This window comes from Janibacter sp. CFPM2_SD2, from assembly GCF_057364645.1.
Map to the genome: position 1 here is coordinate 17423 of NZ_JBNFOF010000004.1, position 21372 is coordinate 38794.

General features: G+C 71.5%; 25 protein-coding genes and 1 pseudogene. 15 read left to right on the plus strand and 11 right to left on the minus strand.

All coding sequences use genetic code 11. The annotated features are described in order from the left end of the window. The first annotated feature begins 15 nt into the window (after positions 1-15). From AC2W7J_RS00785 to AC2W7J_RS00815, 7 genes are all read left to right on the plus strand, one after another. Positions 16-585: a hypothetical protein gene (locus tag AC2W7J_RS00785; protein WP_485980980.1), complete on the plus strand. Its 570-nt coding sequence runs from the start codon at positions 16-18 to the stop codon at positions 583-585. A gap of 115 nt (positions 586-700) precedes the next feature. Then, a complete protein-coding gene (locus AC2W7J_RS00790) occupies positions 701-826 on the plus strand; it encodes a hypothetical protein (RefSeq protein WP_485980982.1) in 126 nt (41 codons plus the stop codon). 99 nt (positions 827-925) lie between these two features. Continuing rightward, entirely contained in the window at positions 926-1234 is a 309-nt protein-coding gene (locus AC2W7J_RS00795; RefSeq protein WP_485980984.1) for a hypothetical protein, read from the plus strand. Positions 1235-1315: 81 nt separating this feature from the next. Further along, a complete protein-coding gene (locus AC2W7J_RS00800; protein ID WP_485980985.1) occupies positions 1316-3010 on the plus strand; it encodes an LLM class flavin-dependent oxidoreductase in 1695 nt (564 codons plus the stop codon). 130 nt (positions 3011-3140) lie between these two features. Further along, the gene (locus tag AC2W7J_RS00805; RefSeq protein WP_255185978.1) at positions 3141-3266 is read left to right on the plus strand and encodes a hypothetical protein; all 126 of its coding nucleotides are present in this window, start codon (positions 3141-3143) and stop codon (positions 3264-3266) included. 284 nt (positions 3267-3550) lie between these two features. Then, positions 3551-4141 carry a DUF6318 family protein gene (locus AC2W7J_RS00810; protein WP_485980987.1) on the plus strand — a complete coding sequence of 197 codons (591 nt, stop codon included), beginning with the start codon at positions 3551-3553 and terminating at the stop codon, positions 4139-4141. Between the two features lie 224 nt (positions 4142-4365). After that, positions 4366-5136 carry a hypothetical protein gene (locus tag AC2W7J_RS00815; RefSeq protein ID WP_485980989.1) on the plus strand — a complete coding sequence of 257 codons (771 nt, stop codon included), beginning with the start codon at positions 4366-4368 and terminating at the stop codon, positions 5134-5136. A 193-nt stretch (positions 5137-5329) separates the two neighbouring features. On the opposite strand, the gene AC2W7J_RS00820 is transcribed toward AC2W7J_RS00815, so the two are convergent. From AC2W7J_RS00820 to AC2W7J_RS00870, 11 genes are all read right to left on the minus strand, one after another. After that, positions 5330-6400, minus strand: coding sequence for an NADH:flavin oxidoreductase (locus AC2W7J_RS00820; RefSeq protein WP_485980990.1), 1071 nt, complete (start codon positions 6398-6400; stop codon positions 5330-5332). Between the two features lie 32 nt (positions 6401-6432). Further along, positions 6433-7113 (minus strand): hypothetical protein, encoded by a 681-nt coding sequence (locus AC2W7J_RS00825; protein ID WP_485980991.1) that lies wholly within the window; start codon positions 7111-7113, stop codon positions 6433-6435. A gap of 38 nt (positions 7114-7151) precedes the next feature. Then, on the minus strand, positions 7152-8240 hold the full coding sequence (locus tag AC2W7J_RS00830) for a M20/M25/M40 family metallo-hydrolase (RefSeq protein WP_485981010.1): 1089 nt from the start codon (positions 8238-8240) through the stop codon (positions 7152-7154). A 318-nt stretch (positions 8241-8558) separates the two neighbouring features. After that, complete coding sequence (locus AC2W7J_RS00835) at positions 8559-9875, minus strand: tryptophan-rich sensory protein (RefSeq protein ID WP_485980992.1); 1317 nt, start codon at positions 9873-9875, stop codon at positions 8559-8561. Then, on the minus strand, positions 9868-10302 hold the full coding sequence (locus AC2W7J_RS00840) for an NAD(P)H-binding protein (RefSeq protein WP_485980994.1): 435 nt from the start codon (positions 10300-10302) through the stop codon (positions 9868-9870). Before AC2W7J_RS00840 ends, AC2W7J_RS00835 begins: the two co-directional genes overlap by 8 nt. 4 nt (positions 10303-10306) lie before the next feature. Then, positions 10307-11029, minus strand: coding sequence for a CPBP family glutamic-type intramembrane protease (locus AC2W7J_RS00845; protein WP_485980996.1), 723 nt, complete (start codon positions 11027-11029; stop codon positions 10307-10309). Continuing rightward, positions 11026-11778, minus strand: a complete 753-nt coding sequence (locus AC2W7J_RS00850) for an SDR family NAD(P)-dependent oxidoreductase (protein WP_485980998.1) — start codon at positions 11776-11778, stop codon at positions 11026-11028. The genes AC2W7J_RS00845 and AC2W7J_RS00850 overlap by 4 nt, the downstream gene beginning before the upstream one ends. Then, the gene (locus tag AC2W7J_RS00855; protein WP_485980999.1) at positions 11775-12902 is read right to left on the minus strand and encodes a class I SAM-dependent methyltransferase; all 1128 of its coding nucleotides are present in this window, start codon (positions 12900-12902) and stop codon (positions 11775-11777) included. The genes AC2W7J_RS00850 and AC2W7J_RS00855 overlap by 4 nt, the downstream gene beginning before the upstream one ends. 129 nt (positions 12903-13031) lie before the next feature. Beyond that, positions 13032-13679 carry a DUF1365 domain-containing protein gene (locus AC2W7J_RS00860; protein ID WP_485981001.1) on the minus strand — a complete coding sequence of 216 codons (648 nt, stop codon included), beginning with the start codon at positions 13677-13679 and terminating at the stop codon, positions 13032-13034. Next, the gene (locus AC2W7J_RS00865) at positions 13625-13795 is read right to left on the minus strand and encodes a DUF1365 family protein (protein WP_485981002.1); all 171 of its coding nucleotides are present in this window, start codon (positions 13793-13795) and stop codon (positions 13625-13627) included. The genes AC2W7J_RS00860 and AC2W7J_RS00865 overlap by 55 nt, the downstream gene beginning before the upstream one ends. Next, positions 13792-15105 carry an NAD(P)/FAD-dependent oxidoreductase gene (locus AC2W7J_RS00870; protein WP_427802744.1) on the minus strand — a complete coding sequence of 438 codons (1314 nt, stop codon included), beginning with the start codon at positions 15103-15105 and terminating at the stop codon, positions 13792-13794. The genes AC2W7J_RS00865 and AC2W7J_RS00870 overlap by 4 nt, the downstream gene beginning before the upstream one ends. Positions 15106-15255: 150 nt before the next feature. Between AC2W7J_RS00870 and AC2W7J_RS00875 the strand changes: the two genes are divergently transcribed. The 8 genes and pseudogenes from AC2W7J_RS00875 to AC2W7J_RS00910 all read left to right on the plus strand — a co-directional run. After that, positions 15256-15690 (plus strand): SRPBCC family protein, encoded by a 435-nt coding sequence (locus AC2W7J_RS00875; RefSeq protein WP_427802745.1) that lies wholly within the window; start codon positions 15256-15258, stop codon positions 15688-15690. A gap of 22 nt (positions 15691-15712) precedes the next feature. After that, positions 15713-16123 (plus strand): MerR family transcriptional regulator, encoded by a 411-nt coding sequence (locus tag AC2W7J_RS00880; protein WP_485981004.1) that lies wholly within the window; start codon positions 15713-15715, stop codon positions 16121-16123. Between the two features lie 192 nt (positions 16124-16315). Further along, entirely contained in the window at positions 16316-16747 is a 432-nt protein-coding gene (locus tag AC2W7J_RS00885; protein ID WP_485981006.1) for a cobalamin-dependent protein, read from the plus strand. Next, entirely contained in the window at positions 16744-17502 is a 759-nt protein-coding gene (locus AC2W7J_RS00890; RefSeq protein ID WP_421006710.1) for an alpha/beta fold hydrolase, read from the plus strand. The genes AC2W7J_RS00885 and AC2W7J_RS00890 overlap by 4 nt, the downstream gene beginning before the upstream one ends. A gap of 12 nt (positions 17503-17514) precedes the next feature. Continuing rightward, a pseudogene (locus AC2W7J_RS00895) lies at positions 17515-17616 on the plus strand (IclR family transcriptional regulator); the annotation flags it as partial. A 364-nt stretch (positions 17617-17980) separates the two neighbouring features. Further along, positions 17981-18187 carry a hypothetical protein gene (locus AC2W7J_RS00900; protein ID WP_485981011.1) on the plus strand — a complete coding sequence of 69 codons (207 nt, stop codon included), beginning with the start codon at positions 17981-17983 and terminating at the stop codon, positions 18185-18187. 100 nt (positions 18188-18287) lie between these two features. Continuing rightward, on the plus strand, positions 18288-20630 hold the full coding sequence (locus AC2W7J_RS00905) for a cytochrome P450 (RefSeq protein WP_485981007.1): 2343 nt from the start codon (positions 18288-18290) through the stop codon (positions 20628-20630). 40 nt (positions 20631-20670) lie between these two features. Further along, positions 20671-21372, plus strand: a 702-nt coding sequence (locus AC2W7J_RS00910; RefSeq protein WP_485981009.1) for a GntP family permease, incomplete at its 3' end; no start/stop codon positions are given.

Sequence of the window (21372 nt, forward strand, 5' to 3'; positions counted from 1 at the left end):
AGCGAGGAGGCCCCGATGTCGAGCTACGCAGGCGCGTGCGAGGTGTGCACCGCCGTGTGCATCCACGCCGCCCGCCACCCCAGCGTGCGTCAGGTGGCGACAGCCGACTGGGTGCAGATCCGCCACTGCAGCCGGTGCGGCGCGTGGTGGGACATGCAGCCCGCCAACCGGCCCGCGGTCATCACGCGGGACGAAGCGGCGCGTCGAGTGCCCGATGCGGACGGCTGGACCGTCGTCGGCCCCCTGCTCGAGCCCCGCGCCCCCGGCGCCCTCCTCGTCGACACCCAGCGCGTCGACGCCCACCCAGGCGACCAGGTCGACCTGCACCGTCAGGTCGAGCTCGCGGGCGACGCCACCCTGCGCGATGTCATCGTCACGGTGGTGGAGCCCTTCGTGTGGAGCGCGCCGCGCACGACGTGGCTGGTCCGCGGCCGGTCCGAAGGGGGCGCATGGCTGCCCCTTGCCGAGGTCGTCACCGCTGGCCCACCCGAGAGGCACGGCACGCGGATGCTGCTGGCGGACAGTCCTGCTCGTGAGTTCGCGGGCGGGTCCCGCCTGGACATCTCCTGCCTGTCGCCGCGGTGACGGGCGCCTACTTCCCCGCGAAGACCGCCTTGGCCACCGGGGTCTCCACCGGCTTGCCCTGGTTGGTGGAGCGCTGCACGTCCACGTCGCCTCGTCGTCGTCGAAGGTGTCGGCGATGCGCTCTTCGGTCAACAGCTCGGAGCCGTCGGAGCAGCCGTACCAGCTGAACATGTCGTCCCAGTGCTGCGCGTGGTCGTGGGCGAGGACACCGCAGGTCGTGCCGTCGGTGAGCTCGACGTAGAGCGGGATGGCCTCCCCCTCGCGGTCCGTGACGTTGGAGGTGTCGATCGGCTGGTGCGGGAAGTGGATCGCGATGCGGTCCTGACCGTTGGCGATGCACGTGGCCGTCTCGCCGCCGCTGCTCTCGCTCTCGCTCGCCGTGGTGCTGGAGCAGGGCGTGCTGGAGCTCGGCGTGCTGGACGGGACCGACGAACTCGACGACGGCGCCTACGTCGACGAGGTCTCGCTCTCGCCCCCTTCGGTCGTGCTCACCCGGCTCGTCTCCGTCACCGACGGCGTGTCCTCGGAGTCCGCCCCCGACCCGCGGGCGCTGACGACGAGCAGCAGCGTGGCGGCACCGGACGTGATGGCGGTGCGGTACATGGCGATTTCCGCTTCGTCGCGGCCCCCTGTCGCGTCTCCTCCATGACACCGCGGCGAAGGGAGGTCCGGAACCGGGAATTACTTGCCGAAACAACCAGTTGCACGGGTTATGCACGCCTTCGGATTCTTGAGCTTCGGGCACTACGGCCACGGCAGCGGGCCGGGTGACCCCGACGCGGGCCAGGCCCTGCGCGATGCCGTCGAGATCGGGGTCGGGGCCGACGAGATCGGCGTCAACGGCGCCTACTTCCGCGTCCACCACTTCGCCCGGCAGGCCGCCGCGCCCATGCCGGTCCTGTCCGCGATCGCCGCCCGCACCCGCCACATCGAGGTCGGCACCGGCGTCATCGACATGCGCTACGAGACCCCGCTGCAGCTGGCCGAGGAGGCTGCGGCTCTCGACCTGATCTCCGAAGGGAGGGTCGCGCTCGGGGTGAGCAGGGGGTCACCGGAGCCGGCCCTGCGTGGGTGGGAAGCCTTCGGCCACACCGGAGCCCGCGATCCGCGCGGCGCCGACATCGCCCGCGAGCACTTCGACACCTTCATGTCCGCGGTCCGAGGGGACCAGGTCGTCGACGCCGACCCGACGCAGGGTCCCGCCGGCCGGCTGCGGGTCGAGCCGCACTCCCCCGGCCTCGACCGCCGCATCTGGTGGGGCGCCGGCAGCCGCGAGACCGCCGAGTGGACCGCGCGCCAGGGGGTCAACCTCATGAGCTCGACGCTCCTCACCGAGGCCACCGGCGCCTCCTTCGGCGAGCTCCAGCGCGAGCAGATCGACCTCTACCGCGCCGCGTGGCGCGAGGCGGGCCACGACTGGTCGCCGCGGGTGTCGGTCTCCCGCAGCATCTTCCCGATCGTCAGCGACCTCGACCGGCACTTCTTCGGCCTGCAGGGCCAGGGCAGCGACCAGGTCGGCATCATCGACGGCTTCCGCTCGACCTTCGGCAAGACCTATGCCGCCGAGCCCGACCAGCTCGTCGAGCAGCTCAAGGCCGACCCTGCCATCGAGGCCGCCGACACCGTCATGCTCACCATCCCGAGCCAGCTGGGCGTCGACTACAACCTGCACATCCTCGAGGCCTTCGCCCAGCACGTCGCCCCCGAGCTCGGTGGCGCCGCAACAGCGACGGCCCCGTCGCGCCCATACCCGCCTGAAACCCCAACAGATAGGAACACCATGAGCACCATCGTCATCTTCGGCGGCACCGGATACGCCGGCGGCAACATCGCCCGCGAAGCCGTCTCCCGCGGCCACCAGGTCGTCTCCTACAGCCGCACCGCCCCGGCCGAGCAGGCCGAAGGCGTGGAGTACCGCACCGGCTCGCTCACCGACGACACCGTCCTCGCGCAGGCCGCGGCCGACGCCGACGATCTGGTCGTGGCCACGCATGGTGCCGACGTCGGCGGCTCCCCGCTCGTCGACCACGTCGCCCGCCTCACCTCCGCCGCCATCGACCACGGCGCGCGCCTGTCCTTCGTCGGCGGCGCCGGGTCCCTCCACGTGGCGAAGGGCGGTCCCCGCCTCGTCGACACCCCGGACTTCCACGAGGACTGGAAGCCGGAGGCCCTCTCCCACGCCAAGGTGCTCGACGCCCTGCGCGAGGGCCCGGCCGAGCTCGACTGGTTCTACGTCTCCCCCGCTGCCCTCTTCGGTTCCTTCGCTCCTGGCGAGACCACCGGCAGCTACCAGCTCGGTGGCGACGAGCTCGTGACCGACGCCGAGGGCAACTCGGAGATCTCCGGGACCGACTTCGCCCTGGCCTACGTCGACGAGATCGAGCAGCGCAAGCACCCGCGGCAGCGCTTCACCGTCGCCCACTGACGCGGCGTCGGCGGGCGCGCGGTCCGCATGGCGGGACGAGTTCGGGCCCTAAGGTCAAGATCCGGTGACGAGATCGCCGACTCGCCACTCTGGATCGCTGGATCGTGCCATCGGTGCAACCGTGGATGACATGAACCTCACGACAGGCCTTCTGACGGGAGCCGCGACGATCTCGGTCGCGGCCCTCCCCTTCGTCATGGCCTGGGTCGAGCAGACCCTCATGACCAACTCGCGCGTCAAGCAGCCGCCGAACTGACCCACGACTCCCTTCGCCCCGCCGGCCCACCGGCGGGGCGATGAGTCGTCGGCGGCGCTGGTGGGCGGGGCACTCCTGAGGCCCCCAGAACCGCGCCCTGTCGGGCCAAATCGGCGACTACGCCGTTGCTCCGTACGACGGGCCACGCCGGGCCTGTGGATCGTCGAGATGCGCCTTCCCCGGATTTCATTACGGTGGATGCAGTTCGGGGGCGGGCTCTGCCCCACATGCGACGAAGGGGAGAACCCGTGCAGTCCACGCGAGGTGCAGCGATCCTTGCTGCCGTGGCAGTCCTGACCGGCGGCCTGGCCGCCTGTGGTGACGACAGCGAGCCCGAGGAGTCGACGACCACCGCCTCCCCCATCGACGCGAGCAAGTCGTCGTCCACGTCAACGGAGTCGAGTTCTTCGTCCGAGTCCAGCTCGGAGTCGAGCACCTCGTCGACCTCGGGCGAGGGGAAGGTCGCCGAGCTGCCCGATGAGGCGAAGGCTCAGACGAAGGAAGGCGCGATCGCCTTCAACGAGTGGTACCTCAACCAAGTGGGCGAGTCTTTGAAGACCGCGGACTCCGCGACGGTTCGTGCCTACTCAGAAGGCTGTGCCTTTTGTGACGAGATCGCTGACACCGTTGACCAGTTCGCCAAGGACGGGATCGCAGCGAATAAGAACCCGTACACAATCAAGGTCGATTCTGCGAGGCCACGCAGCGACTCGGGGTATCGAGTCGAGATGTCGCTGGACATCGCGGAGTACAGAAAGGTGGCCTCAGACGGCAGAAAGGGCCCCCAGGTCAAGCCGTCCTCGATCACCCTCGTGACCAATACGCAGTGGGCTGGCAAAGGCTGGCAGGTTCATGAAGTAGTGCGAACCAAATGACCGCTCTCCGTCGTGGTGGCGCGCTCGCGGTGGCAGCTCTGACGATTGCAGCCTCGGCAGCATCGGCTTCAGCGGAGCCGGTCGACCCGACTCCGACGCCTACTCCCACCCCCACTCCCACGGAGCCGAGCGAGCCCGAGATCACAGGCGACGACGACACACTGGGCGCCCTCGGACGAAGTGGCACTGACGTGTCGGGCGATCAAGGTCGAAAGCCTCCATCTGTGCCTAGCGGACCGAAGAACCCGTCCAGATCCGGAGATTCCGTCCCCAAGATCAAGAACGCCCCGAAGAAGGTCAACGTCCAGATCAACAGCGAACCGTGCACCGACTTCGGAGTTGAGCAGTGCTCACAAAGCCGCGCGGCCTGTGATGCCGACGCTGGTGGGACCAACTACCAGTCGCCGACGATCACCTGGATCAAGATCGACAACGGCCCGTGGACCTACCACGGCCTGACGTGCGGCCCCCCGACCAGCATCAGCGTCCCCGGCGTAGAAGGCACGGTCCAGGTGCAGCAGCCACCGGTCCCCACCTTCGCCCAGATCCAGACGGCCTTCCGCGAGCTGCCCTTCAGCAAGCCGAGCGTCACCGTCCAGCCCAGGGGCAACAAGACGCTCAAGGGCCTCAAGACCTTCTACGCGGCCCAGTGGCCCGACGACTCGGGCCTCGAGCCCGGCGAGGTCAGCGACAAGATCAAGCTCCTGTCCTGGACCGTCGAGTTCAAGGTCGCAGCCAAGGAGTACCGCTACGACTTCGGCGACGGCTCGACCTCCGGCTGGACGACGAGCATGGGCGGGACCTACCCCGACGGCGACGTCGTCCACACCTACAAGGACACCGGCACCCGGGAGATCAAGGTCGACGCCCGACTCACCGGCCAGTACCGCGTCAACGGCGGTCAGTGGCAGGACATCGCCACCGTCGCCGACCTGCAGGACGAGCCCGTCGACACCCTCGAGGTCCTCGGCACCCGCACCCGCCTGACCCGCTGAGTGGCCGGCCACCGACGGGGCGAAGAGTCGTCGGCAGGTGCTGGTGGATGCGAACCGCGAGAGGCCGGCCGCAACCAGACGATCCACAGGCCGGCGGGACCGTCGTACGGAGCAACGGCGTAGTCGCCGATCTGGCCCGCTAGGTGTACTCGGCCGCCACCTGGATTGGCTCCGGCCACAGCGCCAGCCGACGTCACCCCGCCACGAAGTCAGGCCACCCCGCGTCGAGGTAGTCGATGAAGGTGTCGCTCACCCGCTCGTCACGCAGGTGCTGCCGGCTCACCGGCAGCGCCGCCATCGCGAAGCTCGAGTCCTGCTCGATCCGCCGTGGCATGTCGTGGTGGATGATCGCGGCGCGTCCGAGGTCGACGAAGTCCGCCCCCTTCGCCAGGCACCACCGCGCCTGCTGCGCGGAGCGGATCTTGCCGGCGACTCCCAGCCGCGTCTGGCCCCGCTCGAGCCCGGTGAAGGCGTCGATGAGGAGGTCCTCCCCTTCGCCGACGGTCATGAAGGCGTCCCACAGCGACATGTCGACGTAGTCCACGAGGCCGGAGTCGAGGGTCCACTGCGCGACGGTGACGCCTTCGTCGAGGACGATCCCGTTGCCCTGCGGCGTCAGGCGGATACCGACCTGGAAGTCTGGGCCGGTCCGCTCACGGATCCCGCGCAGCACCTCGAAGATCACCCGCGCCCGGTCCTCGAGCGACCCGCCGTAGCCGTCGGTGCGGTGGTTGTGCCGCCCGTCGAGGAACTGGCACAGGAGATAGCCGTGCGCACCGTGGACCTCGACGCCGTCGAAGCCCGCACGCTGCGCGCGCTCCGCCCCGACGACGAAGTCCTCGACCGCCTGCTGCACCTCACCGGTGCTCAGCGCCCGCACCCCGCGCTCGGGGTCCTCCCACGGCGCGACGTTGTCGACCCCGGTGACGCTCGGATCGGATCGCCGGCCGCCGTGGTGCAGCTGCACCGACGAGACGCTGCCCGCGGCGCGGATGCCGTCGGCGAGCCGGGTCAGGCCCTCGAGGTGGCGGTCGTCGCTGATGCCCAGCTGGCCACCCCACGCCTGCCCCGCGCGCGCCACGTAGGTCGCGCACGTCATCGTCATGCCGAAGCCGCCCTCGGCCCGCGCCACCAGCCACCGGTACTCGTCGTCCGAGAGCGTCCCGTCCGCGTGGCTCTGCGTGTTGGTGAGCGGCGCGAGGGTGAGCCGGTTGGCCCACGCGGGCCCGTGGGTGAGGTCGAGGCGATCGTGCAGAGAGGTCATCGCGCCATCGTCGCAAACGGGCGCGGCGCCCCTCACGTCGAGTACCACCGCCGCGACCCGTCCGGCGCGACGTGCAGGGTCAGCCCACGCGGCCGACCGCGCCTCCCCAGGCGAAGGGGGTACACGGTCCCGGGTGGCGGGTGCGGGCCGGAAGCCCCCTTCGGGTACACGGTGCGGTGGAAGGGCAGCCACCACCGCGACAGGTCCGCCACCGCATACGACGTCGCCGGCTGCGCCCCGCCGAGCACCGCGTCGACGTCACGACGCAGGCGGCGCTCCTGCCACAGCGCCCCGGCCGCCAGCAGCAGGAAGACGAGGGCGATGCCGCCGACGAGCAGTCGCCACACCAGCGCGGACTCCGTGTAGGGCATGCCCGACGTCGACCAGATCTCGACGCGCTCACCGACGTCGTACTCGCCACTCCCGCAACGGGTGATGGTCTCCTGACGGGAGGCGCCCCCTTCGTCCCAGGTGAGCGTGTAGTGGTGCTCGCGCTGGGCGCTCCGGCCGCACAGACCACCCGCGTCGACGCCGACGACCGTCGCCTGCCTGTGTGCGCTCTGCCCGAGGAAGTGCTCGCGGCGATCCTGGGCGCCGAGGGCCACCGCGACCGTGCCGACGACGATCGCGACGAGCAGAGCGGCACCGCCGCGGAAGACCCAGGCGGCGGTGCGGCGGTAGGAGCGGAGCGCGTGGACTTCGTCAGGAGGCACCTTCGATGACTACCACGCACCCCGCTCCCCTGTCCGGGTCAGACCCGCAGCGCGCCGAAGACCTCGTACATGTAGTCGCTGCCCTGCTGGAGCGCCTCGACGTAGATCCGCTCGTTGTTGCCGTGCATGCCGATGAGCTGCTCGTTGCTCAGCACATAGGGGTAGACGCCGTAGCCGGGCACACCCTTCTCCCGCCACGGACCGAGGCTCGTGCCCGCCTCGAAGAGCGCCGGGGCGAAGGGGGTGCCGTCGTAGGTCTCCTCCGCGGCCGACTCGAGCGCCCGCCACAGGTCGGTGTCGATGTCGGCCGGCGGCGTCGCCCAGGTCTTGTCGAGCCGAGCCAGCACCTGCTCCTCGCTCTCGCCGGGGTTGCCGGCGAGGACGACCTCGACCTCCTTGTCCGCGAGCAGCTTGCGCACCGCGGCGAGGAAGTCGCGCGGCTTCTCCCCACCGGGGATCCCGCGGCAGTTGACGCGCGTCGTCGCCTCCGAGGGGATGACGTTTTCCTTGTACCCCGCCTCCTGGATGACGAAGGCGTGCGTCGTGCGCAGCAGCGCGCGGTGCAAATAGGGGTAGTCGGAGTGCTTGACGACGAGCGCGGCGGCCCGCTCGCGCGAGGGCTGGCTCTTCGCCTTGAGCATCAGGCGGATCGCCTTGGCGAAGTCCCTGTTGGTCGTCGCGTCGGCGAGCGCCTGGAAGTACTCGCGGGTGACGTCGGTGAGCGCCACCCGCGCCTCCCACTCGCCGAGCGTCGTCAGCGCCCGCGAGAGCGTGACGACCGCGGAGTCGTCGGGCATCGGCTTCGACGAGTGGGTGGCGGTGCCCTTCGCGACGATGTCGATGTTGAAGTAGACGTTGTCCTGCCGGGTGGCGGTGATGAGCATCGGCGTCGTCTTGTCGCTCTGCGCGAGGAACCAACCGCCTTCTGTCAGAACGCAACCCGCGTCGATCTTGTCCCAGTGGTTCTCCGCGAGCCAGCCCGAGCCGTAGGAGCCGGCTTCCTCGTCGCAGTCGGTGAGCACGATGATGTCGCGGTCGAAGGTGGCGCCCTCGTCGAGGTGACGCAGCAGGGCGCTGATCATCGCGGAGTTGGCGCCCTTCATGTCGAGCGCACCGCGCCCGTAGATCTCGCCGTCGACGACCTCGCCGGCGAAGGGGGTCGACGTCCCAGTTTTCCTTCTCCACGGGCACGACGTCGGAGTGGCCGAGGATGAGCAGCGGCTTCTCGCTGCCCTTCCCGGGGATGCGGGCGAGCAGGTGGACGTTGTCCGGCTGCGGGGTGTCGATGATCTCGGCCGTCACGCCGGCGCGCTCCCACACCGCCTTGAGCATCTCGGCGTGCGGCCGGGTGTTGCCGCCCTCGCCGTGGTTCTGCGTGTCGTACGACAGCATCCGCTTGAGCAGGTCCAGCGGATCCATGTCGGCGGCGGGGATCGCCGCTCCGGTCAGAGTGGACGAAGGGGAGGACGAGCGCGCGAAGGCACCGGTGTCCTGCGCGGTGGCGACCCCCACGACGGCGACGCCCACGCCTCCGAGGAAGGCGCGGCGCGGCAGTTGGCGGGGGTCTCGTCGGATGGGTTCTGCATGGGACGACTCCTTTGTCGGTGGTCCGCGCAGGCTTCCGCCGAGCACCATTGCGCCCCAAGGGTGACCGCTCGGTAGTGAGGCGAGCGGTACCCCCTTCGCGAACGGCGGCCAGACGCTCCGCACAACCTGACCCGGCCGCGACCACCCCCTGACCTGCCCCTGAACCGCCTACCGGTTCGCCGCGCGATCGCCGTCGACAGGACCGCAGCAAAGGCGGTCCAGGCGGCATACGGCAGGAGCGCCCACCGCGCCCGACCACCGGCCGCCCCGGCCCGCCTGGCCAGGTCGGCCGAGCTGGCCGCCAGCACAACCGCCTCACCAGCCGCCAGCGCCGGACGACGCACCCGCCAGAAGACGACGCTCCACCCCGTGTTGAGCACGAGGTTGGTCCACAGCGCCCGCCGGTACTGAGCCGCCTCCTCGATGCGCCCTTCGTCCTCGAGCCGCGTGAGCGTCGCGATCGACGTCGCAGCGATGTCGAGGTACAGCGGGGTCCAGACGAGGGGGAAGGCGAGCTTCGGCGGCTGCCACGACGGCAGGTCCAGCGAGCGGTACCACCGGCTGTCCGGCTGGGTCGCGAGCGTCCCGAGTCCGGCGCTCGCCACCGTCGCGGCCGTCACCGTCAGGACGTCCCGCAGCGCGTGGTCCGGACGCGTGCCGCGCATCGCCCGCCGCACCGCGTCGTCGAACCCCACGAGCCCACCGTCGGGCAGACCCACGAGCTCGTCGAGATCGTGCTCGCGCCGCACCACCTCGTGCACGAGGCTGCCGACGAGCGGCTTGGCGACGTCCTCGGGCACCGGCGTCACGAGCCCCACCCAGTGGCTCGCCAGCCACGGCGTGAGCACCGGGACCCCCAGGACCACCCGGCGTCGCAGCCCGGTCACCGCGGCGAAGCGCTGGATCATCTGCTCGTACGTCAGCACCTCCGGACCACCGATGTCGAAGCTGCGGTTGACCTCCGCCGGCAGCCGCGCTGCCCCCACGAGGTAGTGCAGCGCGTCGTCGACGGCGATCGGCTGGATCCGGTTGCGCAGCCACTTGGGCGCGATCATGACGGGCAGCCGCTCGGTGAGGTAGCGCAGCATGTCGAAGGAGACCGACCCGTCCCCCAGCACGACCGCCGCCTGCAGCACCGCAGCCGGCACCGGCGACTCGAGGAAGACCTCACCCACCTCGACCCGGGAGGCCAGGTGTACCGACAGGTCCGCGCCCTCGGGGTGCAGCCCGCCGAGGTAGACGATGCGATCGACCCCGGCGACGGCCGCCGCACCCGCGAAGCCCCTCGGCGAGCCGCCGGTCGCGCCGCGCCAGGTCGCCACCGCCGTCCATCGAGTGCACGAGGTAGTACGCGACGTCGACCCCGTCGAGGGCGCGCCGCACGTCCTGCACCTCCCCCACGTCACCCTCGACGACGTCGACCCGTGCACCCCAGTCGTGCTCGCGCACCCGCGCCTCGGACCGGGAGAGCACGCGCACGGTCCAGCCCTCGTCGAGCAGGCGCGGCACGAGCAACCCACCGATGTAGCCGGTGGCGCCGGTGACGAGCGCCGTCCCGGGTTCGCTGCCGGTGGCGAAGGGAGTGTCCGCGGACGTGGTCATGGGTTCACCTCAGGAGGTCGAGAGTGGGGGGCAGGAGGAAGAGCATCGAGCTGGACCAGATGACGTGCGTGATGATCGGCGCGAGCACGCCGCCGGTGACCCGGCGCTGGGCACCGGTGAGCAGGCCGAGCAGGAGCGCGGCGAAGGTGAGCATGAGGTTGCCGGTCGCCGCGGTGACCAGCCCGTAGACGACGGTCGTCACGGCGACGGCGTGCCGCTGCACCGCGGCGAAGAGCGCCCCGCGGAAGAAGAGCTCCTCGGCGACCCCGGTGACGACGGTGATCGCCCAGACGAGCGGCAGCGAGCCGTAGCGGGCGTGGTCGAGCACGTCGTCGACCCGCTCGGCGAGCCACGGCACGGCCCCCACGACGACGGCGCCTGCGAGGAAGAGCGCCACCATGAGCACCGCGAGCGCGACCGGCTGGACCACCGGACGGGCCAAGCCCTCCTCACGCGTGTGCGCCCACCCGACGTGCAGCCGGCCGGCCGCCAGTCCCCCGACGGCCCAGACGAGCGCCAGCACGAGTCCGCCGACGTAGAAGCGGTCGTCGCCCGGCTCGATCCGCAGCGTCACGCCGAGCACGACGGCCCCGACGACCAGCGTCACGAGCGTGACGAGCTGCCGCCGACGCAGCACCGCCGGGCTCTCCGCGTGGTCACGCGGTACCGGCTCGACGAGCGCGGCCGCGACGAAGGCCCGCAGCTCCCGGACGGGGCGGAGCGTCACGAGGAGCGGGCCAGCCTGGCCGTGATCGTCGCCCACACGCGCTCGGGCAGCACCCGTGCGAGCTTCATCGTTACCGCCATGCGGCGGGGGAAGACGACCTCCACCTTGTCCTCCTCGATCCCGTCGGCGATCCACGTGGCCGCCTCCTCGGGTTCGATGATGAAGGGCATGGGGAAGGAATTGGTCTCGGTCATCTCGGTGCGGACGAATCCCGGACAGACCGTGGTGACCCTGACGTCCTTCTTCGCGAGCGAGGCGCGCATCGACTGCAGCAGGTTGATCTGTGCGGCCTTGGTCGCACCGTACGCCTCCGACCCGGACAGCCCCCGGTAGCCGGCGACCGAGGCGATGCCCACGAGGTGACCGTGACGGGCGGCGACCATCTGCGGCAGCGTCGCCGAGATGACATTGCCCAGCCCGGTGAGGTTGACCGCCACGTGCTTGTCGAACTCCTCGGGCAGCCACTCGTCGGCGGTGAAGCTGTGCCAGTACCCCGCGGCGTGGACGACGGTGTCGATCGGTCCGATCGCCTCGCGCACCTCGTCGGCCGCGCGCCGCGTCTCCTCGGCGTCGGTGACGTCGAGCGCCACGGTCACGAAGCGACCCTGCGAGACCTCCTCGAGCCGCTCCACCCGACGGGCGCTGATCGCGACGATCGCGCCGCGCCGGTGCAGCTCCTCCGCGAGGGTCGCGCCGATGCCGCTCGAGGCTCCGACGACCCAGATCCGCTGTCCGACAAGGCTGCTCATGCCGTCACCTCTCGCTCGAGACGGATCTGCGCCACGTCGAGGTAGTCGGCCGCGAAGCCCGCCTCGCAGTACGCGAGGTAGAACTCCCACCGTCGGCGGAAGGTCTCGTCGAAGCCCGCCCCGGCGATCCGCGGCCACTCGGCGAGGAAGGTCTGCCGCCAGCGCCGCAGCGTCTCCGCGTAGTCGCGGCCGAAGCGGCTCGTCGACGTCACGCGCAGCGACGTGTGGCGCGCGGTCGTCTCCTCGATCGCCTCGCCCGACGGGATGAGCCCGCCGGGGAAGATGTGCTTCTGGATCCACCCGTACGAGCGCCGCGTCGCGAGGTAGCGCTCGTGCGACATGAGGATCGCCTGGATCGCCGCGGCCCCTCCGGGCGCGAGCAGGTCGTCGATCGCGCGGAAGTAGGTCGGCCAGTACTCCTCACCGACCGCCTCGATCATCTCGACGCTGACGATCGCGTCGAACTGTCCCTGGACCTCGCGGTAGTCCTGCAGCCGCACGGACACCCGGTCGGCCAGGCCCGCAGCCGCGATGCGCTCACGGGCCAGCTCGGCCTGCTCCCGCGAGAGCGTGATCGTCGTGACCTGCGCGCCTCGGCGCGCGGCGGCGATCGCGAGAGATCCCCACCCGGTGCCGATCTCGAGGACGCGCGACCCCTTGCGCACCCCGGCGGTGTCGAGGACCGCCTCGATCTTCGCCGCCTGGGCCTCCTCGAGGCTCTGCTCCGCGAGCGGTCGCGAGCGGTCGAAGAGCGCGGAGCTGTAACTGAGCGTCTCGTCGAGGAAGGCCTCGAAGAGCTCGTTGCTCAGGTCGTAGTGCGCCTCGATGTTGGTCCGCGACCCGAGCAGCGTGTTGCGCGTCGAGGTCGGGATGCGCCGGTCGACGACCCGCCGCCACCGGGCCAGCCCCGGGGGCACGAGGGTCGTCATCCGCTGCGCGAAGGGCAGCAGCGCGTCCGCCAGGTCGGTACCGGGCGCGGCGTCCCAGTCCCCGGCCATGTAGCCCTCGCCGAGCCCGATCTTCGGGTGGTGGGCCATCCGCTCGAAGAGCGCGGTCGGCCGCAGGATGCGCAGCGTGGGCGCGTCCGGGTCGTCGGCGCCGCCGAGCTCGGTGCCGTCGGGCATCGTCACCCGCACCGGCGCCCCGTCGCAGCACGGCGGCGAGGATCGGGCGGGCCAGGTGCGCCCGCAGGCACCACGGGCGCAGCGAGGGACGCCGCAGGCACAGCGGCTGGTCGAGGGCGGGGGCTGTGGTCATCGGACATGCTCCTGTGGGTGGGGAGTGCGGGGCTGGATGGGCAGGCGTCGCGCCCACAGCCGGATGCCGTGGATGCGGATGAGCGCGCTGACGCGCCAGGTCATGAGCAGGTGGCGAAGGGCGGTGCCCACGACCGCGGCGTCCGTCGCCGCACGCGGCACCCCGGTCGTCGTCGCGGTGAGCACCCGGGCACCGTCGCGGTCGAGGCCGACGGTCACGGTGACCCGCTCGGGGTCGAGCCGCAGCGAGACCGCGTACTCCCCCTCGGTGTCGTTGAACGGCGAGACGTAGAACGCCTTGTCCGTCCGCGCGCGACCGCTCGCGTCGACGTCGAGCAGGTAGGCGTGCCGCTCGCCGTAGGTGTTGTGCACCTCGAAGACGCAGGCCCGCAGCCGCCCGTCGGGCGCGAGGCACCAGTAGACGGTGAGCGGGTCGAAGACGTGCCCGAGCACCCGCGCGTGCGCGAGCATGACGACGCGGTCACCGGCCTCGAGCTGCACGCCGCGGTGGGCGAGGAAGCGCTCGAGGTCGCCCCGGATCCCGCCGCCGAGCCGACCGCCGTCGAGGTGGTCGCGGGCCTCGATGCGGGTCAGCGCCCGCAGCGGCCCGCGGTGCCGCGGCAGGTCGCGACGTCGACGAGCCACTGGTAGTGGCGGTGGGCGAAGGCGTGCTCGAGCGGCGTGCGGCGGGTGTGGCTCACGGTCCCGACGACCAGGCTCGGGAGGGTCGGCAGGTCGGTGCGGGTCGCTGCTGTGGTCACCACGAGCCCCCGAGCCGCTGTGCCGCCTCGACACCCGAGCGGCACCCGTCCTCGTGGAACCCCCAGCCCAGGTGCGCGCCGGCGAAGGCGAGCCGGTCGCCGCCCGCGGTGCGCAGGCGGGCGGCCGCGGCCACCGCCTCCCGGGTGAAGACCGGGTGCGCGTAGTCCATCCGGGCGACCACGTCCCCTTCGTCGAAGGGGGTCGGGGAGTTGAGCGTCACGAGGAACTGGTCACCGCCCTCGTCGTACCCGTGGAGGCGGTTCATCCAGTAGCTGACCCGCGGCTGCAGCGCGCCGCCGCACGTGGCGCTGCGGTAGTTCCACGACGCGCGCGCCCGCCGCGCCCGCGGCAGGTGGCTCGTGTCGCGGTGCAGCACGGTCTCGTTGCGGGTGTAGCGGATCGCGGCGAGGTCCTCCTTTTCCTGCGGGGTCGCGTCGGCGAGGAGGGCGAGGGCCTGGTCTGCGTGCGTGGCGACGACGACCTTGTCGAAGGTCTCGGCGGGTGCGGAGCCCCGAAGGGAACCCCCACCGGCGGTGCGCACGTCGACCCCGTCGTCGTGCCGGGTGATCGCGGTGACCGGCGAGCCGGTGCGCACGTCGGGCAGTCGCGCGGTGAGCGCGTCGACGTAGGTGGCCGAGCCGCCGACGACGGTGCGCCAGGTCGGCGACCCGGAGACGCTGAGCATGCCGTGGTGCTCGAGGAAGGCGAAGAGGTGGCGGGCCGGGTAGTCGAGCGAGTCCTCGTCACCGGAGGACCAGACGCACGAGACGAGCGGCAGCGCGAAGTGGGCGACGAAGTAGCGCGAGAAGCCGTGCCGGTCGAGGAACTCGCCCCACGTCGGGTCGTCCGTGGCGCCCTCGTCGTGGAGCAGGGCCCGGGCGGCGCGGTGGAAGCGCGGGATCTCGGTGAGCATCCGCACGAAGCGCGGGTCGAGCGCCCGCCGCGGCTGGGCGAGCACCGCACCCGCTCCGCGGCCACCTGCCCACGACAGGCCGCACCCGTCGCAGGTGATCGACATGCTCATCTCGGTCGGCCGGGTCGGCACGTCGAGCTCGCGGAAGAGGCGGAGGAGGTGCGGGTAGGTGCGCTCGTTGTGGACGATGAAGCCGCTGTCGACCCGCAGGCTGCCCCCGTCGCTCGTGGGCACCGTGTGTGTGTGGGCGTGCCCGCCGAGCCGGCTGTCGGCCTCGAAGAGGGTGACGTCATGGGTGCGGGCCAGGACGTGCGCGGCCGTCAGGCCGGAGACGCCGGCGCCGACGACGGCGGCGCGCGGACGCCCGGTGGACGATGGGTCGCGGTGGTCGGTCACGGCGGGACTCCTGCGGTGGACGGGGACGAAGGGGGGCAACTCTCGAAGGGGGTTCGGCGCCACCCTCGTCCAAAGATTGTTTAACCTTTGTCCAGACGCTAGAGTGACTCTCGTCCGCTTGTCAAATGTTTGTTCAAGGATGGTTCGACGATGAAGATCACCCGCACGATCACCGTCCCCGGTACCCCTCCGGCGCTCGTGTACGCGTACCTCAGCGACTTCACGACGAGCGAGGAGTGGGACCCGGGCACCCTCGAGACGACGCTCGTCGAGGGCGATGGCGGGGTGGGCAGCCGGTACCACAACCGCTCGGTCTTCCGCGGCCGCCAGACCGAGCTGACCTACGTGACGGTCGACCTGCAGCCGGGCCGCCTGGTCGTCATGCGCGGCGACAACGACACGGTGGGGGTGCAGGACACCATGTCGATCAGTGCGGGTCCCGACGGAGGTAGCGTGCTCGTCTACGAGGCGGACTTCAGGTTCAAGGGCCTCGCCAAGCTGGCCACCCCCTTCCTCCGTGGCCCGCTGCGGCGACTCGGGGACGACGCCGAGGAGGCACTCGCCCGAGTGCTGCCTCAGCTGTAGAGGAGCCCGAGGACCACCGCCCATGTACACGATCAAGCGCGCCGCCGAGCTGACCGGCGTCCCCGCCGCGACCCTGCGCGCCTGGGAGCGTCGCTACGACGTCGTCGAGCCGCAGCGCACCGAAGCCGGATACCGCCTCTACGACGACGAGACGCTGGCGCGGCTGCGCACGATGGCCGAGCTCGTCGCCGACGGCTGGACGGCGAGCACTGCTGCGGCAGAGGCGGGCCGACGTCACAGCGGCACGGGGTCCCCCTCCCCCGCACCATCGGCCACCCCCGACCCGCCCGCCCCCTCGCGGGCGGACGGCCCCCACCGTCGAGGCTCCTCCGTCGCACCTCAGCACACCGCCTTCGTCCGGCGACGAGGCGACCCGGCGGCTGCTCGACGCCGCCGCTGCGATGGATCCGGCCGGGGTCGCCGCGGTTCTTGACGAGCGATTCGCCACCGGCTCCTTCGAGGCGGTCGTCGACGACTGGCCTGATGCCCGCCCTCGTCGAGCTCGGCGAGGCGTGGGGCCGACGGCCGGGTCACGGTCGCCGGCGAGCACCTCGTCGCGCACACCGTGCTGCGGCGGCTGGCTGCCGCCTACGACGCAGCTGCCAGCCGGACCGGTGGACCACGCGTGATCGTCGGCCTGCCCGCCGGGGCGCACCACGAGCTGGGGATCTTCGCCTTCGCCGTCGCCCTGCGTCGGCTGGGCGTCGACGTCGTCTACCTGGGCGCCGACCTGCCGACCGACGCCTGGACCGCTGCTCTGACGGCCCACACCGCGCGGTGCGTGGTCATCGGCGTGCCGCGGCGCCCGGACGCCCGCGCGGCCCGCACGCTCGTCGGGACCCTGGCCGACTACGACGGGGTGACCGTCTGCGTCGGCGGCAGCCACCAGGACGACGTCGACGCCACCCGACTCGGACACGCCGTCGGCCGCCGCCGTAGCAGTGAGCCGGCTCCTGCGTGGCGATCGCCGACCCCCGGCCCCTGCGTAGACTCCGGAGCACTTCGACGAGCTGCGCGCGACCGCCGCGTCGCGCCCGACGACAAGGACGGTCAATGACGATCTCCCCGACTCTCGTGGGCCACGGCCCGACCAAGGTCATCGCCGTGCACGGCTGGTTCGGCGGCGCCGACGGGTGGGGACTCCTGCCCGATCTCGTCGACACCGAGGCCTTCACCTTCGCCTTCCTCGACCTGCGCGGCTACGGGGCGCGGCAGGGCGAGGCCACCGACTTCTCCGTCGACGACGTCGCTGACGACGTCTTCACGCTGGCCGACGAGCTCGGCTGGGACAGCTTCGCGCTCATCGGTCACTCGATGGGCGGCGCCATGGTGCTGCGCGCCTGGAGCCGGCACCCCGAGCGCGTCACCGCGATCGTCGGCATCTCCCCCGTGCCCGCGTCCGGCGTGCCGCTCGACGCCGACGGACAGGCGCTCTTCGGCGGGGCCGCGCAGGAGCCGGGCAACCGGCGCGCGATCATCGACTTCACGACGGGCAACCGGCACCCCGGCAGCTGGCTCGACGCGATGACCGCCTACTCGCAGGAGCACTCCACGCCAGAGGCCGTGGCCGGCTACCTCGCCTCGTGGACCGGGGCCGACTTCGCCGACGAGCTGCCCGCGCCGAGCATCCCCGTGCGCGCCGTCGCCGGCGCCCACGACCCGGCCCTCGGCGAGGAGACGATGCGCGCGACGTGGTTGGAGCAGATCCCGGGCTGCGAGCTGACGGTGCTGCCCGACGCCGGGCACTACGCGATGTTCGAGTCGCCGCTCGGCCTGCTGGCAGCCATCGAGGCGACCCTGCCTGCTGCGTAGACTCCGGGAGCCATGAGCACCCTGCAGACCCTCGACCGCGGCCTCGAGGCGATCGAGATCATCTCGCGGCGCACGAGCGGCACCTCCCCGGCGGCGCTCGCGGACGAGCTCGGGGTGCACCGCGCCGGGGCCTACCGGGTGCTCGCGACCCTCGAGCAGCGACACCTCGTCGCCAAGGGCAGCGACGGCCTCTACCGGCTCGGCTCCGGCGCGCTCGCCTACGCCGGACGCTTCATGAGCCAGTACCGCCTGGCGGCGCAGCCGCTCGTGCAGGACCTCGCCGACGGCACGGGCTGCACGGCCTTCGTCTCGATCGCCGACCGCGACGAGTCGGTCGCCGTCGCCGTCGCCGAGCCGGGCGCGCGCGGCGCCATCGGCATCAGCTACCAGATCGGCCACCCGCCACCCGATCGCCCACGGCGCCGACGGCATCGCGATCCTGGCACAGCGACCCGCCGCAGCGACCGACGCCGAGGCCGTGCGGGTCGCCCGCGAGCTGGGCTATGCCGTCTCCGACGGCCAGGTCCAGCCGGGCACCGTCGGCCTGGCCATCGGCACGGGGAGCATCGCCGACGAGGTCGAGGGCTCGATCGGCGTCATCCGCCTCGGGGCCCCTGCCGACCTCGACATCGACAGCCTGCTCCCCCACGTGCAGCGGGCTCGGGACCTCGTCTCCCAGCTCTGACCCCACCCGGCTCAACGGGTCTTGACCGGGACTCCTGCCTGCTCTAGGTTGTGCGCTGAACGCACACAACGTGCGCTGTCCGCACAAGGGAGTGCCCTGCATGACCACCTGCCCCATCACCGGAGCCGTGTCGGCTGCTGCGGCCGACTTCGACCCCTTCGGCGACGGCTACCAGCAGGACCCGCCGGCCTACGTCGCCTGGTCGCGCGAGGAGGAGCCGGTCTTCTGGTCACCGCAGCTGGGCTACTGGGTCGTCACCCGCTACGACGACATCAAGGCGATCTTCCGGGACAACCTCACCTTCTCCCCCGCGGTCGCGCTGGAGAAGATCACGCCGACGAGCGACGAGGCCGACGCGGTGCTCGCCTCCTACGACTACGGCATGGCCCGGACCCTGGTGAACGAGGACGAGCCGGCCCACATGGAACGACGACGTGCGCTCATGGCTCCGTTCGCACCCGAGCACCTGTCCCACCACGAGCCGGCGGTCCGACGACTCGTCCGCGAGCACGTCGACGCCTTCGTCGACACCGGCCGGGCCGACCTCGTCGACGAGATGTTCTGGGAGGTCCCGCTCACCGTGGCACTGGAGTTCCTCGGGGTGCCCGACGACGACAAGCCGAAGCTGCGGGAGTACTCCGTGGCGCACACCGTCAACACCTGGGGGCGCCCCGAGCCCGAGGAGCAGGTGGCCGTCGCCCACGCCGTCGGCAACTTCTGGCAGTACGCCGGCGGGGTGCTCGAGCGGATGCGCCAGCGCCCCGACGACGAGGGGTGGATGCAGTACGGCATCCGGGCCCAGCGTGAGCAGCCCGAGGTCGTCACCGACTCCTACCTGCACTCGATGATGATGGCCGGCATCGTCGCCGCGCACGAGACCACCGCCAACGGCATCGCCAACGCCGTCAAGCTGCTGCTCGAGCACCGCGTCATCTGGGACCAGATCTGCGCCGACCCCTCGCTCATCCCCAACGCCGTCGAGGAGTGCCTGCGGCACAACGGCTCCCAGGCCGCCTGGCGGCGCATCACGACCAGGGCCACCGAGGTCGGCGGGGTCGCGATCCCCGAGGGCGCACGCATCCTCATGGTCTCGTCGTCGGGCAACCACGACGCGCGACGATTCGAGGACCCCGAGCTCGTCGACGTCCACCGTGACGACGCAGCCGACCACCTGACCTTCGGCTACGGCGCCCACCAGTGCCTGGGCAAGAACCTCGCCCGCATGGAGATGCAGATCTTCCTCGAGGAGCTGACCTCCCGGCTTCCGCACATGCGGCTGGCCGAGCAGGACTTCACCTACGTGCCCAACACCTCCTTCCGCGGGCCGGAGCACCTGTGGGTCGAGTGGGACCCGGCGGCCAACCCCGAGCGCACCGACCCCGCGGTCCTGCAGCCTCGGCTGCAGGTCAACATCGGCGAGCCGACGGCGGCGCACCACAGTCGCCCGCTGCGGGTCGAGCGAGTGGTCGACGCGGCCGACGGGGTCCGCCACATCACCCTCGTGAGCGCCGACGGCACCGCCCTGCCGGCCTTCACCCCCGGTGCGCACATCGACATCGAGTGCGGCGACACCGGCATCGTGCGCCAGTACTCGCTGTGCGGTGCTCCGCCCGCGCCGGTCCAGCCGGAGGGCTGCCCCGTCCCGCACGCCCCGCGTCCCGAGCGCTACGAGATCGCCGTGCTGCGCGAGGAGGAGTCGCGTGGCGGCTCCACCTGGGTGCACGACCACGTGCGCGAAGGGGAGGTCCTCACCGTCCGCGGTCCGCGCAACCACTTCCGGCTGCCCGACCAGGCCCATCGGCTTGTCTTCGTCGCCGGTGGCATCGGGATCACCCCGATCCGGTCGATGGCGGCGCGGGCACGACGCGACGGTGTCCCCTACGAGATCCACTACCTCGGTCGCGAGCGCTCCCGGATGGCCTTCCTCGACGAGCTCGCCGACGAGCACGGGGAGCACCTGCTGGTCCACTGCTCCGGAGAGGGCGGCCGCGCCGACCTGCGTCGCCTCATGGGGGATCTCGCCGAGGAGGGGCGCGCGGGCCGGGTGCACGTCTACGCCTGCGGACCCCAGCGGATGATCGACGACCTCACCGCACGGAGCGACGACTGGCCGGAGGACACGGTCGTCTTCGAGCACTTCTCCTCCACGCTCGGCGCCCTCGACCCCGAGCAGGAGCACGAGTTCACCGTGCACCTGGAGGACGCCGACGTCGACCTCGTCGTCGCCAACGACCGCACCCTCCTGCAGACCCTGCGGGACGCCGGCCGGGAGATCCCGTCCAACTGCGAGGAGGGCCTGTGCGGCACCTGCGAGGTGCCGGTCCTCGACGGGGCGGTCGACCACCGCGACGTCGTCCTGTCCACAGCCGAACGCCGAGCCGGCGACCGGATGATGTCGTGCTGCTCGCGCGCAGTCGGCGACCGGCTCGTCCTCGGGCTCTGACCCCCTTCGTCCACCCACCGACCCACACCGAAGGCAACCAATGTCGATTGCACTCCTGGGCATCTTCATCTCCCTGGCACTGCTCATCACGCTGGCCTACCGCGGCCACTCCGTGATCGCCGTCGCCCCCATCGCGGCGTCGATCGCCGTCCTCATGTCGGGCGCGCCGCTGCTCGCCAGCTACACGCAGGTCTTCATGCCGGCGCTCGGCGGCTTCATGGCCAACTTCTTCCCGCTCTTCCTCGTCGGCGCGATCTTCGGTCGGCTGATGACGGTCAGCGGCTACGCCCACGACATCGCCGGCTGGATCTCCGGGGTCCTCGGGCCGCGCTTCGCCATCCTCGTCACGACGCTCGCGACCGCTCTACTCACCTACGGCGGCGTGAGCGCATGGGTCGTCGTCTTCACGATCTTCCCGATCGCCACCTCGCTCTTCGCGCAGGCCGACATCCCGCGTCGCCTCATGCCGGCCGCGATCGCGCTGGGCATCTTCACCTTCGCCACCGCGGCCCTGCCCGGCTCGCCGCAGATCCACAACACGATCCCGACGAAGTTCTTCGGCACCAACACCTTCGCCGCGCCCGGCCTGGGCCTGCTCGGCGCGGTCGTCGTCTTCGGTCTGGGCATGCTGTGGCTCGAGCGTCGGCAGCGTCAGCTGGCCGCGGCCGGCGAGTCCTTCGCCGACCCGACCGAGGCGGAGATCAAGGAGGCCGAGCGCACCGGGGCCCCGCTGCCCACCGGC